Annotated in this window: 13 protein-coding genes; 7 read left to right on the top strand and 6 right to left on the bottom strand. The window is 63.8% G+C overall.

Annotated elements, in window-relative coordinates:
* The first annotated feature begins 14 nt into the window (after nucleotides 1–14).
* Entirely contained in the window at nucleotides 15–992 is a 978-nt protein-coding gene (locus PFLCHA0_RS01780) for an alpha/beta hydrolase family protein (RefSeq protein WP_015633819.1), read from the top strand.
* Here PFLCHA0_RS01780 and gltS read toward each other — a convergent pair whose 3' ends face one another.
* The 3 genes from gltS to PFLCHA0_RS01765 are packed head-to-tail and all read right to left on the bottom strand — an operon-like array spanning nucleotide 993 to nucleotide 3,936.
* Complete coding sequence (gene gltS / locus PFLCHA0_RS01775) at nucleotides 993–2,201, bottom strand: sodium/glutamate symporter (RefSeq protein WP_041120523.1); 1,209 nt, start codon at nucleotides 2,199–2,201, stop codon at nucleotides 993–995.
* Nucleotides 2,202–2,253: 52 nt separating this feature from the next.
* Nucleotides 2,254–3,192, bottom strand: a complete 939-nt coding sequence (hutG, locus tag PFLCHA0_RS01770; RefSeq protein ID WP_015633817.1) for a formimidoylglutamase — start codon at nucleotides 3,190–3,192, stop codon at nucleotides 2,254–2,256.
* A gap of 18 nt (nucleotides 3,193–3,210) precedes the next feature.
* Complete coding sequence (locus PFLCHA0_RS01765) at nucleotides 3,211–3,936, bottom strand: IclR family transcriptional regulator (RefSeq protein ID WP_019093890.1); 726 nt, start codon at nucleotides 3,934–3,936, stop codon at nucleotides 3,211–3,213.
* Nucleotides 3,937–4,195: 259 nt separating this feature from the next.
* Here PFLCHA0_RS01765 and PFLCHA0_RS01760 point away from each other — a divergent pair, with 259 nt between their 5' ends.
* On the top strand, nucleotides 4,196–4,606 hold the full coding sequence (locus PFLCHA0_RS01760; RefSeq protein WP_011058723.1) for a hypothetical protein: 411 nt from the start codon (nucleotides 4,196–4,198) through the stop codon (nucleotides 4,604–4,606).
* An 82-nt stretch (nucleotides 4,607–4,688) separates the two neighbouring features.
* On the opposite strand, the gene PFLCHA0_RS01755 is transcribed toward PFLCHA0_RS01760, so the two are convergent.
* The 3 genes from PFLCHA0_RS01755 to gabP all read right to left on the bottom strand — a co-directional run bounded on the left by PFLCHA0_RS01755 (nucleotide 4,689) and on the right by gabP (nucleotide 8,977).
* A complete protein-coding gene (locus PFLCHA0_RS01755) occupies nucleotides 4,689–5,009 on the bottom strand; it encodes a hypothetical protein (protein WP_011058722.1) in 321 nt (106 codons plus the stop codon).
* Nucleotides 5,010–5,367: 358 nt separating this feature from the next.
* Complete coding sequence (locus tag PFLCHA0_RS01750; RefSeq protein ID WP_015633815.1) at nucleotides 5,368–7,398, bottom strand: DKNYY domain-containing protein; 2,031 nt, start codon at nucleotides 7,396–7,398, stop codon at nucleotides 5,368–5,370.
* A 187-nt stretch (nucleotides 7,399–7,585) separates the two neighbouring features.
* Nucleotides 7,586–8,977, bottom strand: coding sequence for a GABA permease (gene gabP, locus PFLCHA0_RS01745; RefSeq protein WP_015633814.1), 1,392 nt, complete (start codon nucleotides 8,975–8,977; stop codon nucleotides 7,586–7,588).
* A gap of 565 nt (nucleotides 8,978–9,542) precedes the next feature.
* On the opposite strand from gabP, the gene PFLCHA0_RS01740 reads away from it, so the two are divergent.
* The 5 genes from PFLCHA0_RS01740 (at nucleotide 9,543) to PFLCHA0_RS01720 (ending at nucleotide 13,790) form a co-directional block, all read left to right on the top strand.
* Nucleotides 9,543–10,316 (top strand): ABC transporter ATP-binding protein, encoded by a 774-nt coding sequence (locus tag PFLCHA0_RS01740; protein ID WP_011058719.1) that lies wholly within the window; start codon nucleotides 9,543–9,545, stop codon nucleotides 10,314–10,316.
* A 13-nt stretch (nucleotides 10,317–10,329) separates the two neighbouring features.
* Nucleotides 10,330–11,082: an ABC transporter substrate-binding protein gene (locus PFLCHA0_RS01735; RefSeq protein ID WP_011058718.1), complete on the top strand. Its 753-nt coding sequence runs from the start codon at nucleotides 10,330–10,332 to the stop codon at nucleotides 11,080–11,082.
* 65 nt (nucleotides 11,083–11,147) lie between these two features.
* Nucleotides 11,148–11,840: an ABC transporter permease gene (locus PFLCHA0_RS01730; RefSeq protein WP_011058717.1), complete on the top strand. Its 693-nt coding sequence runs from the start codon at nucleotides 11,148–11,150 to the stop codon at nucleotides 11,838–11,840.
* Nucleotides 11,840–12,529, top strand: a complete 690-nt coding sequence (locus tag PFLCHA0_RS01725) for an ABC transporter permease (RefSeq protein WP_011058716.1) — start codon at nucleotides 11,840–11,842, stop codon at nucleotides 12,527–12,529. Before PFLCHA0_RS01730 ends, PFLCHA0_RS01725 begins: the two co-directional genes overlap by 1 nt.
* A gap of 49 nt (nucleotides 12,530–12,578) precedes the next feature.
* Complete coding sequence (locus tag PFLCHA0_RS01720) at nucleotides 12,579–13,790, top strand: methyltransferase (protein WP_041752715.1); 1,212 nt, start codon at nucleotides 12,579–12,581, stop codon at nucleotides 13,788–13,790.
* Nucleotides 13,791–13,821: the final 31 nt, after the last annotated feature.

Genomic DNA, 13,821 nt, shown 5'->3' with positions numbered 1-13,821 from the left:
AGGAACAACCGCCCATGTCCCTGCTGCCCTCGCCCGACCTGCCTGCCGCCCGCCCCGCCACTGCCGAGCCGGCGCCCGGCCCCAGTGAACGCTTCAGCGAAGTGGCGGCGGACGGTTTCCGCCTTGGCGGCTTCAGCTGGCGCCACGCGCAAGCCGATCCGGCGCGCGCAGTGGTGATCATCAACGCCGCGACCTCGGTGCGCTGCCGCTATTACTTTCGCTTCGCCGACTACCTGTTCGCCAACGGCTTAGACGTGATGACCTACGACTACCGCGGCATCGGCGAGTCGCGCCCGGCCTCGCTCAAGGGGCTCAAGGCATCCTGGTCGGATTGGGGCGCGCTGGATTTCGAAGCCATGCTGCAACGCGCCCGGCGCGAGTTTCCCGGGCAACCGATCGACGTGGTGGGCCACAGCTTCGGCGGCTGCGCCCTGGGCCTGGCGGCCTCCGCCGGGGTGATCCGCCGCGCGGCCACCATGGGCGCGCAGTTCGCCTACTGGCGCGACTACGTGCCCGCCCAACGCTGGCGCATGCTGGGCAAGTGGCATGTGCTGATGCCCCTGCTGACCCGCCTGTACGGCTACTTCCCCGGCAAGCGCCTGGGCTGGATGGAAGACACCCCCGCCGGGGTGGTCCGCGACTGGGCCACCCCGCATCCACGCTACGAAGGCCGCCCCAGCGGCCGCAGGCTGGCCGCAGAGCGCAGTGGGCAGCCCTTCGCCCAGGTCAGCGCCCCGATCCTCGCCATCAGCGTCAGCGACGACCCCTTTGGCACCGTGGCAGCCATCGAGCGGCTACTGGGCTACTTCGACAACAGCACGCGCACCCATTGGCGCATTCGCCCCGAGGACATCGGTGAGGTCGAGATCGGCCACTTCGCCTTCTTCCACAGCCGCTTCGAAAGCCGGCTCTGGCCGCTGCTGCTGCACTGGCTGCAGCACGCAAGCCCGGCCCCGAACAGCCCGGGGCAAGAGCTGACGCCGGGGCGCTGATCAGGCAAAGGCGTTGATGAACCAGGTGATCAGCGGGATCGCCACGATGTCGATCAATACCGCACCGCACAGCGGCACGATGATGAAGGCCTTGTAGGAAAAGACCTTGTAGTGATCACAGATCGCGCCCATGTTGGCCACCGCATTGGGCGTGGCCCCCAGGCCGTGGCCCATGAAGCCGGCACACAACACCGCCGCGTCGTAGTTGCCGCCAAACAGGCGGAACAGCAGGAATACGCACAGCAGCACCATCACCAGCACCTGCACCACCAGGATCACCAGCAGCGGCAGGCCGAGCTGTTCCAGTTCCCAGAACTTCAGGCTCATCATGGCCATGGTCAGGAACACCCCCAGGCATACGTCGCCCAGGGTGCTCACGGCGCTGTCGGGGATGTCGATGATCCGCGCCCGGTCATTGAGATTGCGCAGGATGATCGCCACGAACATCGCCCCCACGTAGCTTGGCAGGACGATGCCCAGGTGCTCGTTCAGCGCGCTGCCGATCCAGAAACCCAGCACCATGATCAGCAGAATGCAGGTCAGCAGGCGCAGCAGGGTCGGCGCATCCAAAGGCGCCACCGAACCCTGGGCAGCGCTTTCCAGGTGCTGCAGGGTACTGACCTGATCGGCCTGGATCTGCAGGCGGTTGCGCTCGATCAGCCAGCGCGCCAGCGGGCTGCCCAGCAAGCCGCCGGCAACCATGCCGAAGGTGGCCGAGGCCAGGGCCGCCGTGGTGGCCCCCACCGCCCCGAGGTTTTCCGCGATCGGGCCAAAGGCCGCCGCCGCGCCAAAGCCACCCTCCAGGGACACCGCACCGGCCATGATGCCCAGCAGCGGGTCGATGCCCAGCGCCTTGGCGGCACCGACCCCCACCAGGTTCTGCAGCAGCGCCAGGGACCAGCAGGCCCCCAGGTAGACGAACAGGATCTTGCCGCCACGACGCAGCAGGCCGAGGCTGCCCCCCAGGCCCACGGTGGTAAAGAACGCCACCATCAAGGGCGTCTGGATCGCGGTGTCGAGCTTGATCGCCAGCAGTTGCTGATCGCGCAGCAGCCAGACGATCAGGGCAAAGCCGAAACCGCCGATCACCGGCGCCGGGACACAGAGCTGGGTCAGCCAGCGGCTGCATTTCTTCAGCTGGGCTCCCACCCCCAGCAGGATCAGGGCCAGCGCCAGGGTGGTCAGCGCGTCCAATTCAAAAGTCGGCATGGCAAACATCTCTTCTTGTCATTGTGGTGTTGCGCGGCGAGGGGCATGCCCCTCAGTGAATCAGGCTGGCCAGCAGACGCGCGGCCACGCGGGCGGTGCGCTGGTCCTGGTCGAGCCCGGGATTGAGTTCGGCAATGTCGGCCACGCGCAATTTGCCGCTGGCCCGAGCACGGCGTACCAGGTGCTCGACCACCTGCACATCCACCCCATAGGCCGAGGGCGCGCTGACGCCGGGAGCCTGGCTGGCCGGCAGCACATCCAGGCACAGGGTCATGTAGAGCACGTCGATACCGTCGAGAAAAGTGTCCAGGCAGGCCTCGACTGCCGGCAGGTTCCAGCCCTGCATCTGCCGGTCCAGCAAGTAGCGCACATCGAGCTCCCGGGCTTGCTCGAACAGCGCCTGGGTGTTGCTCAACTCGCTGACCCCCAGGCAGCAATACTCGAAAGGCATGCCGGCCTGCCGGCAGTATTCGGCGATCTGCCGGAACGGCGTGCCCGAACTGCTTTGCGGCGCATGGCGCAGATCGAAGTGGGCATCGAAATTGAGAATGCCGATGCGCGGGCAGGGCTGTTGGCGGCGCAGGTGATCGGCCAGGCCACTGAAGCTAGCAAAGGCGATTTCATGACCACCGCCCAGCCCCAGGGCCAGGTGCCCCTGTTCGAGCAACAGGCCGAGGCGCTCGGCGTAGCGCTGCTGGGCGCTTTCCAGGTGGTGGTCGGTGCAGGTCACGTCCCCTGCGTCGTACAGCGGGCCGGTGCCGTGCCAGGCCAGGTTGGCCAGGGCCGCGCGCAAGGCTGCCGGGCCCTGGCTGGCACCGGTGCGCCCCTGGTTGCGCTTGACCCCTTCGTCACAGGCCAGCCCGAGCAAGGCGATACCCGCCGGCTGCTGTTCGGCCCAGGGCTGCACCCACTGGTGCCAGCGCCGGGCGGCAAGGCCTTCGGCCAGGTCGATACGACCCTGCCACAGGTGCATGGGGGCGGTGCTGATCATGGTCTTGCTCCAGTCAATTCAATCCAGTCGGGCGCTCAGGCGCTGGGCCGCTTCGCGGGTCCAGCGGATCAGCCGCTCACTGCGCTGTTCGGCGCGGAACGCCGGGGCCATGAGGCTGATGGCGCCTTGCAAGCGGTCACGGCTGTCCAGCAAGGGCGCGCTGACACCCCAGATGCCCAGATCGATCTCGCTCAGGCTCACCGCATGCCCGGCGGCGCGAATGGCCCCGTAGCTGTCCAGGTGCGCGGCGAAATCCGCCTCCTCGACGCCCTGCTGGCGCAGGATCGACAAGCACAGCTCAGGCTCCATGTAGGCCAGCAACACCTTGGCCGAGGCGCCCAGCAGCAGCGGCTGCGCCAGGCCTTTCTGGTAGCAGCAGCGCAAGGGCTGCGGGCTGTCCACCAGCTCGATGCAGATCGCCTGCCCGTTGCTTGGCACCATCAGCGCGACGCTTTCCTGGCTGAGTTCGGCCAGACGGTTGAGCTCCGGCTTGGCCAGGGTCACCAGCAGGCCTTCGCGGTCGAACTTCTTCGCCAGTTGCAGGCAAGCAGGCCCGGGCAGGTAACGGCCCTGGCCATTGTCCTGGGCCAGCCCCCAGCGCAGCAGGGTCTTGAGGTGGCGATAGGTGCTGCTCAGGGGCTGCTGCAGGTTCAGCGACAGCTCCTTGGCAGACATGGCCTCCGGGGATTGCCCCAGGGCCACGAGTATTTGCAGCAGACGGTCAGTGGGCGTGTGGTAGTGCATAGCGGCCTCTTGCAGCCATGGTGCATGGAGATTCCCGGCAAATGAAATCAGATTCCCAGGCAGTGGGAAAAGGCTGCAAAAAACCTTTGGCACAGGTGCTGCGCCGCAATGGACCTCGGCCCATGCAGGATCGTCGGTACTCGCCTTGAGGCCTTGGCGGGTGCCAGCGCAGCGATTTGCTGGCATCCTTTCCCGCCTGACCGGCCGTTCGCCCCGAATCCGCGAGCGCCGCCCCTTTGCGCAACAAGGTAAGACGCCCATGGCATCGATCGACAAACAACACAAACGTGCCGCCCGGGCAAAGGCCAAGGCCAAGCAGAACCGCGCCAAGCGCACTGCACCGACCTCGGAGCTGGAACTGGACCCCAACGACAGCCGCATCGACTTCGAATCGGTGGACCTGACCGAGCTGTTCGTGAAGATGCGCGACGCCGAGAAAACCAGCCAGCAGGCGCTGTGCACGGTCTTCCTCTCGGACCCGCTGCTGGAACTGGTCTATGAGCAGGAGGGCGAACAGGGCGCCACGGACTTCATCCTTGCGGCGCTGATCGAATACCGTAACTGGTCCACCGAGGCCGACGAGGCCACGGCCCTGGCCTGGATCGAGTCAGAGGCCTTCCAGGCCGACTACATGGCCGCATCCCAGGCACTGTTCAGCGCCGAAGGCTGAGTTTCTTCCGGGAATGAAAAAAGGGCGCATTCAGCAATGAATGCGCCCTTTTCCGTTTCAGCTAAACAGCCTGGCGTGATGCTCAGGCAGCTTCCAGCCGAGGGATTTCCATGCCGATGCGCGAGCTGGCGAAGTTCAGGTCGCCGCTGGCGATGGACTGGGCCTTGAAGCCTGCGCCGATCAGGTCGCGGACATACAGCTTGTTGTAGATGAACATGAACACCAGGTTGCTCAGGCCGAAGGTGAACATGGCCAGCAGGAACATGATGGCAGCCCATTTCCAGTCGGCGCGGAACAGTGCCGGGATGAAGCCGAAGAAGAACACGGTCCAGGAGAAACCAACTGGCGCTTCCTTGATGGCTCCGGTGTTCGGGTTTTTGAAGATGATTTTAGTGAACGCCATGCGCGTCTCCTTGCCGCCCTTTCTTTAAGGGACCAATGGCCGGGCGATCACCATTGAACCCTGAATGCTCGTTCTTCGAACCGGGACTGTCAGGCAGGCGCTGACACTCAGGAACCATGGCGGCTACGCAGGGAACAAGGGACAGAGGCAGAAGGCGGATTCAGGGCCCCGACAAGCATTCAATCCCTTGCAATACAGCGCTATTCCATAGCTCCTCTCACGCTGGCACGCAAGAGCTCTTATCGAAGAGCGCGCAGGCTACTATTTCGCCAGCGGGCTGTCCATGAAACGCCATGTAACAAGTCACAAATCCAGCAAAAAGGCCACCGTCAATGCTGACGGCAGCCTTTTTTGCCTTTCAGAACGCCAAACTCTCAGAGCCGGCGTCCCCTGCCGGGGCCTTCTTCAGTGCCTGGTGGTACTGCTCGGCGCTGATTTCGCTGAGTGTCGCGTAGCCGTCGTACTGGTAGAAACGCTGTTTGTCGCGAGCATAGCGGTCCGCGACAAACTCCAGGCTGGCCAGGTCGATGCGCTTGGCACTCACCGGCCGCCGGCCACAGAACAGCTTGCGCGTGCCCAATTGCAGAAAGTCCGGATGAGGAACCATCACTTCCTCCGGGCTGAATTCCACCTCCAGCGGTTTGCCGGCAGCAAACATCAGTGTCGCGGTGAAGGCGTAGCTGCCCATGACGCGAGTGTGCGCCGGGTCGAGGGGCTTCTTTCTTGCGCCGTAGTAATACACCGCCCCCTTGTCCCGGGCCCAGCCATGCCCGCATGACTCGAAGCTGGCCAGATCCGCTTTGGCCATAGGCTCGGGCACCTGATAAAAGACACTGTGGCAAAAAACCCTCTGGCCATCTGTCAGGTACGGGCCGCCCAGGGCACGGTAATGATCGGCGCAGGCCGAAGAGAATCGCTCCGGCACCCGGGTCTCGGCGCGATGAAAGGGGATCAGGTACAAGCCATTGGCGTCGCCACACAGGTGTGTGTCCAGCAGCTTGAAACTGCCGGCATCCAGACCATTGATGGGGCGGCCATGGAAGTGCACCTGGCTCCCCAGCTCGAACCCGGAGCCGATGGAACGCAAGGCCTGGGCTGTTGACGCCGATGGTGCCTGCAAGCGATGCCACCAATAACCTTGCAACTGCGGATGCGCCTCGAAGTACGCCGACCACTCTTGCAGCATGGTGTCATCGATCACCCCATCCGAACCGAGCGGGCCGTGCCTGTCACCCACCAGCAACGGCGAATAGTTGCCTTCGCCACGCTCCAGCTGGGCCACTACAAAACTCTCTACATCCACGTCCAGCGGCTTGCTGCGCCGGTAGACGCGATGCCGGTCAGCGTAGTAGTCGAATCCCAGGTGACGGAAACTCGGGCCATCGGCACCACGCAGGCGGGTGCCATTGCGGTAGACGAACTGATCATCCACGGCAAAGTACGGGTCCGCCGCTTCACTCTGGCTCAAGATCCGGCCACCGGCATCGAACACCGACTGAACACGGTTCAGCAGGCGGAAGTCACCGACATAGCGCAGGGTTTTTCCGGTCAGGTAATAAGCCCGCCGTGCGTCCTTGGCGTAGCGCTCGTTGAGCACGCTGAAAGTCGCCAGATCGACGTTGTCGATGCGGTAGAAATACTCATAGGCGATGCTCGAGCCCTGCTGCGCCTGGACGATCACCGAATGCCCATCCGTACCCCAGCGCCAGGCCAGCATCTGGAAGCCATCCGGATTGGCAATCGGCAACGGCGAACCGTCCTTCTGATGCAGCACAACGCCGCCCCGGCAGACTTGGCCGCTGATCACTTGATAAGCCGGATGGTTGGTACCGCGTACCTGCTGCTCCGCGCTGGCGATCGCCCGGGCGCCGAGGAAGACCTTGTCCCCGTCACTGAACAGCACCGACCCCGCAGGCCAGTTTTCTGGCACCGGGTGCACAAGCGCCAGGCGCTCAGGCTGCGCGCCGTCGATCACCTCCTGCCCGTAGTCATGACAGAAGTAGGCACGGCACTGATCACGCCAATGGTCATGGCCCAGGCTCTGCAAGCCCCGACACACACGCACCGGCAAGGCTTGCAACGGGTGGTAGCCATAACGCGCGAAGTAACGGGGCAACGCATAATAATCGGCCCGCGCATCACGCAGCAGGTGCCGATGAACACGATGTCGCCAGAGCGGCTCGCCCTCTACCAGGGGGGAAGCCGGGAATTGCTCGGTCGCGGCCTGGCAAGCCTGCTCAGCCGGGGTCCGCCCTTCACGCTGCAGCATGAGGTACACGTCCCGGGCTCGCTCCTCCACCAACAGCGCCCCCTCTACGAAGGCGAACCCTTGATGCCATTCGAGGTCGAGCAGTTCCCACTCGGCATTATCCATATCCAGGTCTTTCATCGCTGCATCCCAAGCTAACCGAGTGGCGGATTATCAGCAGGCGCCCCGGGTGGGTAAAGCGTCCCGTCGCCAGGCCGCGAGCGAGCCTCTGCCCGCCACCAGCAGCCCCCCCCAAGTTGCATCCGGACATGAAAAAGGCCGCGGTCATTTCTGAGCGCGGCCTTTTCATAAAGAGCGGAGCAAACCGTCAGTTCAGTGCCAGGGCACCATTGCGCTCGGCCTTGCGCCGACGGGCCACCAACAGGCCGGCAGCGATGACGATGACACTGAGCAGGCCAGTGGCAAGGATCTCCACCCGGTGCTCTTCCTGGAACAGCATGATGCCCAGCACCGCGACGATGAACACGATCACAGCGTAAGTCAGGCCCGGGAACAGCCACATGCGGAAGGCGATCTTCTCGCCGGCAGCCATGCGCTTGTGGCGCATGCGCAGTTGCGAGACGGCAATCACCAGGTACACCAGCAAAGCGATGGCGCCGGAGCTGGCCAGGAGGAATTCGAACACCGCCGCCGGAGCGACATAGTTGGCGAACACCGCGAGGAAGGCCGCAGCGGTGGACAGGATCACCGCCCAATAAGGCGTGCCGCTGGCGTTGGTGCGCTTGGCGGCGGCCGGGGCATCGCCACGCTTGCCCAGGGAGAACAGCATGCGCGAGGCAGTGTAGAGCGCCGAGTTCAGGCAACTGGTCACGGCCACCAGCACCACCAGGTCAACGATCAGCTTGGCATTGGGGATGCCCATGCGGTCGAGCACGGTCTGGTAGGAGCCGACCTGCGCCAGGCTCGGGTCGTTCCACGGCACCAGGGCCACAACGATAAAGATCGATACCAGGTAGAACAGGCCGATCCGCCAGATCACCGAGTTGGTGGCCTTGGAGATCTGCTTGCCCGGGTTGTGGGATTCCGCCGCGGCGATGGTGACGATCTCGGTGCCCATGAAGGAGAACATGGTGGTCAGCATGGCGGCCAGCACCGCGCCCATGCCGTTGGGCATGAAGCCTTGGGTGTCCACCAGATGCGAGACGCCGCTGACCTGGCTGTTGGGCAGTAAGCCGCAAATGGCCGCCAGGCCGAGGATCACGAAGCCGATGATGGCTACCACCTTGATCAGGGCGAACCAGAACTCGAACTCACCGTAGTTCTTCACGCTGAACAGGTTGGTGGCGGTCAGCAGCAGGGTGATCACCAGAGTGAAGACCCAGATCGCCACGTTGGGGAACCAGGCATGCAGGATGGTCGCGGCAGCGTTGGCTTCCAGGGGAATCACCAGCACCCAGAACCACCAGTACAGCCAACCGATGGTGAAACCGGCCCAGTGGCCGATGGCGCGGTCCGCGTAGGTGGAGAACGATCCGGTGTCCGGCGAAGCCACGGCCATTTCCGCCAGCATGCGCATCACCAGCACCACCAGGGTGCCGGCGGCAGCATAGGCCAGCAGCACGGCGGGGCCGGCTTCGGCAATGGCGTGGCCGGAGCCGACGAAGAGGCCTGCGCCGATCACACCGGCAATCGACAGCATGGTCACATGCCGCGGTTTGAGCCCCTGTTCGAGGTCATTGGAGAGTTGCGTACCGCTCATGAAAAGCACCTTTGCAACGAAAAAAGAGTAACTCCACCCGGTCTGCATTCGTTCTCGTAAAAAGAATCCAACAGGGCGTTCTTTATATCGCACGCAAGAATTGCGCCAAAATGTTACAGAACCCCGGGCAACAAGGGTTGGCGAGCCGACCGATGGAAATCCCAAGCCATTGAGAACAATGGCATTTCGCTATTTCGTTACCAGCCGACTCACTTGCAGGACGAAATGGCGCACCAAAAACACACCCGAAAAGCAGTCGATGAGCGATTAGAGTGCAGATCCATGACCTTTGGCCCGTTAACCCTTCCAACACCCGGCCAAAGCTGGCACCATCGCGCCTTTTTTTACGCGACACCTACCGGATTTCAGGCGGATCCAGGGTTCAAACAGGCGTTCGGTTGTTGATGGGGCGACAGTCTTCTGTGCTGATGCGACAACCTGCCACACACCGTCTGTTTACCTCCGGTAGCGCTGTTGGCTGCGCTTGGAACCCTATGCTAGCTTGGCGCCTCGCCAGGAAGGCCGCCCAACAGCAGGAGCACAATGAACTCAATGAGGACCGCACATGGCTGAGGCCACGCCCGCGCTTGAAATCCGCAACTTGCACAAACGCTACGGCACTCAGGAGGTACTCAAGGGTATCTCGCTGACCGCACGCGACGGTGACGTGATATCGATCCTGGGTTCCTCCGGCTCCGGCAAGTCCACTTTCCTGCGCTGCATCAACCTGCTGGAAAACCCGCACCAGGGCCAGATCCTGGTGGCCGGCGAAGAGCTCAAGCTCAAGGCCGCGAAAAACGGCGAGCTGGTAGCCGCCGACGGCAAGCAGATCAACCGCCTGCGCAGCGAAATCGGGTTCGTCTTCCAGAATTTCAATCTCTGGCCGCACATGAGCGTGCTCGACAACATCATCGAGGCGCCACGCCGGGTGCTGGGCCAGAGCAAGGCCGAGGCCATCGAAGTGGCCGAGGCGCTGCTGGCCAAGGTCGGCATCGCCGACAAGCGCCACGCCTACCCGGCACAGCTGTCCGGCGGCCAGCAGCAACGCGCCGCCATCGCCCGGACCCTGGCGATGCAACCCAAAGTCATCCTGTTCGACGAGCCGACCTCGGCCCTGGACCCGGAAATGGTCCAGGAAGTCCTCAACGTGATCCGCGCCCTGGCCGAAGAAGGCCGCACCATGCTGCTGGTCACCCACGAAATGAGCTTTGCCCGTCAGGTCTCCAGCGAAGTGGTGTTTCTGCACCAGGGTCTGGTAGAAGAGCAAGGATCGCCACAGCAGGTCTTCGAGAACCCGCTTTCGGCACGCTGCAAACAATTCATGTCCAGCAACCGCTAACGGAGCTACACGCATGCAGAGCTATAAGAAAATCCTCCTGGCCGCTGCCGTCACCCTGGCCTTCAGCGCCAGCGCTGCCGCCGAGACCCTGAAGATGGGCATCGAAGCAGCCTACCCGCCGTTCAACAACAAGGATGCCAGCGGCCAAGTGGTCGGCTTCGACAAGGACATCGGCGACGCCCTGTGCGCCAAGATGAAAGTCGAGTGCACCGTGGTCACCTCCGACTGGGACGGCATCATTCCGGCCCTGAACGCGAAGAAGTTCGACTTCCTGATCTCCTCGCTGTCGATCACCGATGAGCGCAAGCAGGCGGTGGACTTCACCGACCCGTACTACTCCAACAAGCTGCAGTTCATCGCTCCCAAGGCCAAGACCGACTTCAAGACCGACAAGGCCTCGCTCAAGGGCAAGATCATCGGCGCGCAACGGGCGACCCTGGCCGGCACCTGGCTGGAAGACAACCTGGGCGACGACATCACCATCAAGCTCTACGACACCCAGGAAAACGCTTACCTGGACCTGACTTCCGGCCGCCTGGACGCGATCCTGGCCGACAAGTACGTCAACTACGAGTGGCTCAAGAGCGACGCGGGCAAGCCTTATGAGTTCAAGGGCGAGCCTATGGTGGAAAGCGACAAGATCGGGATTGCCGTGCGCAAGAAAGATCCACTGCGCGAAAAGCTGAACGCCGCCCTGAAAGAAATCGTGGCCGACGGCACCTACAAGAAAATCAACGACAAGTACTTCCCGTTCAGCATCTATTGATACTGACTTGCCTGACCGGCGCTCGCCCCCTGGGCGCCGGTCCTTAGCAAAGCCATCCAGACCCCATGAATATCGATCTCTACGGATTCGGCCCGGCGCTCGCCGCCGGCGCGCTGATGACCGTCAAGCTGGCCCTCTCGGCGTTATGCCTGGGACTGGTGCTCGGCCTGCTCGGCGCCTTGGCCAAGACTTCCCCGTACAAGCCATTGCGCTGGCTTGGCGAAACCTATTCGACCATCGTGCGTGGCGTCCCGGAACTGCTGTGGGTGCTGCTGATCTACTACGGCACGGTGAACATGATGAGCGCGCTGGGCGAGCATTTCGGCAACCCCGATCTGGCCCTCAGTCCGTTTCTCGCCGGGGTGATCGCCCTCGGGCTGTGCTTTGGCGCCTATGCCACTGAAGTGTTTCGTGGCGCGATCCTGGCCATCCCCAAGGGCCACCGCGAGGCCGGCACCGCGCTGGGCCTTTCCAAGTTTCGGATATTCAGCCGCCTGATCCTGCCGCAGATGTGGCGCATCGCCCTGCCGGGCCTGGGCAACCTGTTCATGATCCTGATGAAGGACACCGCGCTGGTGTCGGTAATCGGCCTTGAAGAAATCATGCGCCACGCGCAGAACGCCGTGACCTTCGCCAAGCATCCCTTCACCTTCTTCATGGTCGCGGCCTTCATGTACCTGGGCCTGACCGTGCTGGCCATGACCGGCATGCACTTCCTGGAAAAACGCGCCGCCCGCGGCTTTGTGAGGACGACGTAATGGAATGGGAAGTCATCTACAAATGGCTGCCGAAGTTCATCCAGGGCGCGACGCTGACCCTGGAGTTGGTGGGCATCGCCGTGATTCTCGGTTTGCTGCTGGCCATCCCCTTGGGCATCGCCCGTTCGTCCAAGCTCTGGTACGTGCGCGCCCTGCCCTACGCCTACATCTTCTTCTTTCGCGGCACGCCGCTGCTGGTGCAGCTGTTCCTGGTGTATTACGGCCTGGCGCAGTTCGATGCGGTGCGCGACAGCTTCATGTGGCCCTACCTGCGCGACCCGTTCTGGTGCGCGACCGCCACCATGACCCTGCACACCGCGGCCTACATCGCCGAGATCCTGCGCGGCGCCATCCAGGCCATTCCCCCCGGTGAGATCGAAGCCGCGCGGGCCCTGGGCATGTCCCGGCCCAAGGCGCTGTTCTATATCATCCTGCCGCGGGCGGCGCGCATCGGCCTGCCGGCCTACAGCAACGAAGTGATCCTGATGCTCAAGGCCAGCTCCCTGGCCAGTACCGTGACCCTGCTGGAACTGACCGGCATGGCGCGCACCATCATCGCCCGCAACTACCTGACGGTGGACATGTTCTTCACCGCCGGGGTGTTCTACCTGTTGATGTCGTTCATCCTGGTCCAGGCGTTCCGCCAACTGGAACGCTGGCTGCGGGTCGACGCCTGCCAGGGACGCTGATCTTCTCCCGCTCCCGCCAGGGAGCGGGCCTGCCCCGGACGCCATGACCATGCCTGCGATTCTCCAAGGCCCTGCGCTGCTCAGCCGTTTCCAGGCCCTGGACCGTTTTTTGCTGGAACACCAGGCCCTCTGGCGCCCGCGTCCGTTCAACCACCTGCAACTGCCGTGGGAAACCGCTCATCCCGAACTCGCCCAGTGGTTGCGCCAGCGCTCCCTGGAAGACGCCGAAGCGGCCCACAACCACCCGGAGCAACTCCAGGCACCGGCCCCCTTTACCCCACTGGCGGATCAAGCCCGAGCACTCGGTGCGGTGGGCGAACTCCCCATAAAGGCACTGCCCGCGCCTCACCCACGCCTCAATGTCGACGTGCCCGGGCGCAAGTGGCAGCAGATCGAAGCCTTCGCCGCCTGCCTGCAATTCGACCGCACACCGACTCACTGGCTCGACTGGTGCTCCGGCAAGGGCCACCTCGGCAGGCGCCTGCTGCAACCCGAGCAGCAACTGACCTGCCTGGAATACGACCCGGCGCTGATCGAGAGTGGCGAGCAACTGAGCCGGCACCACGGTTTGCCCGCCCGCCATCTGCAACAGGACGTGCTGGCCGATGACACAGCCCTGCGCCTGCACGCCGAGCACAGCCCGGTGGCCCTGCACGCGTGCGGCGATCTGCATGTGCGCTTGATCCAGCTGGCCAGCCAGCAGGGTTGTCCACAGCTGGCCATCGCCCCCTGCTGCTACAACCGCACCCGCGCCAGCCACTACCAGGGCTTATCCACAGCCGCCCAGGCATCCCCCCTGGACCTGTCCCTGGAAGACCTGGCCTTGCCCATGAGCGAAACCGTCACTGCCGGTGCCCGAGTTCGGCGTCAGCGCGACACCTCCATGGCCCGCCGCCTGGCATTCGACCTGCTGCAACGGCAAGTGCGTGGCCTCGACGAATACCTGCCGACGCCATCCCTGCCCAGCCACTGGCTGGACAAACCCTTCGCCGACTACTGCCGCGACCTCGCCGCCCTCAAGGACTTATCCACAGTCGATTGCCAGGATTGGGCCGCGCTCGAAGCGGCCGGCTGGCAGCGCCTGGCCCAGGTGCGCAACCTGGAACTGCTGCGGGGCCTGTTCCGCCGCCCCATGGAGTTGTGGCTGGCGTTGGACCGCGGGCTGTTCCTGCAAGAGCAGGGCTATGCCGTGCGCCTCGGAACCTTCTGCGAGGCCCCCTTGACCCCGCGCAATCTGCTGCTGCTGGCAGAGCGCCCGTAACCGCCTGGTACGACAGGTCCGACCCAAGCTG

This window comes from Pseudomonas protegens CHA0 (genome assembly GCF_000397205.1).
Lineage (GTDB): Bacteria > Pseudomonadota > Gammaproteobacteria > Pseudomonadales > Pseudomonadaceae > Aquipseudomonas > Aquipseudomonas protegens.
This window is presented reverse-complemented; position numbering and strand designations above follow the sequence as displayed.

Bases quoted from the DNA above. Each gene is read 5' to 3' on its own strand.
- PFLCHA0_RS01755 (WP_011058722.1), bottom strand. From the start codon at position 5,009: ATGGCGTTCACTAAAATCATCTTCAAAAACCCGAACACCGGAGCCATC.
- hutG (WP_015633817.1), bottom strand. From the start codon at position 3,192: ATGATCAGCACCGCCCCCATGCACCTGTGGCAGGGTCGTATCGACCTG.
- PFLCHA0_RS01740 (WP_011058719.1), top strand. From the start codon at position 9,543: ATGGCTGAGGCCACGCCCGCGCTTGAAATCCGCAACTTGCACAAACGC.
- PFLCHA0_RS01735 (WP_011058718.1), top strand. From the start codon at position 10,330: ATGCAGAGCTATAAGAAAATCCTCCTGGCCGCTGCCGTCACCCTGGCC.
- PFLCHA0_RS01730 (WP_011058717.1), top strand. From the start codon at position 11,148: ATGAATATCGATCTCTACGGATTCGGCCCGGCGCTCGCCGCCGGCGCG.
- PFLCHA0_RS01720 (WP_041752715.1), top strand. From the start codon at position 12,579: ATGCCTGCGATTCTCCAAGGCCCTGCGCTGCTCAGCCGTTTCCAGGCC.
- PFLCHA0_RS01760 (WP_011058723.1), top strand. From the start codon at position 4,196: ATGGCATCGATCGACAAACAACACAAACGTGCCGCCCGGGCAAAGGCC.
- PFLCHA0_RS01780 (WP_015633819.1), top strand. From the start codon at position 15: ATGTCCCTGCTGCCCTCGCCCGACCTGCCTGCCGCCCGCCCCGCCACT.
- PFLCHA0_RS01725 (WP_011058716.1), top strand. From the start codon at position 11,840: ATGGAATGGGAAGTCATCTACAAATGGCTGCCGAAGTTCATCCAGGGC.
- PFLCHA0_RS01765 (WP_019093890.1), bottom strand. From the start codon at position 3,936: ATGCACTACCACACGCCCACTGACCGTCTGCTGCAAATACTCGTGGCC.
- PFLCHA0_RS01750 (WP_015633815.1), bottom strand. From the start codon at position 7,398: ATGAAAGACCTGGATATGGATAATGCCGAGTGGGAACTGCTCGACCTC.
- gltS (WP_041120523.1), bottom strand. From the start codon at position 2,201: ATGCCGACTTTTGAATTGGACGCGCTGACCACCCTGGCGCTGGCCCTG.
- gabP (WP_015633814.1), bottom strand. From the start codon at position 8,977: ATGAGCGGTACGCAACTCTCCAATGACCTCGAACAGGGGCTCAAACCG.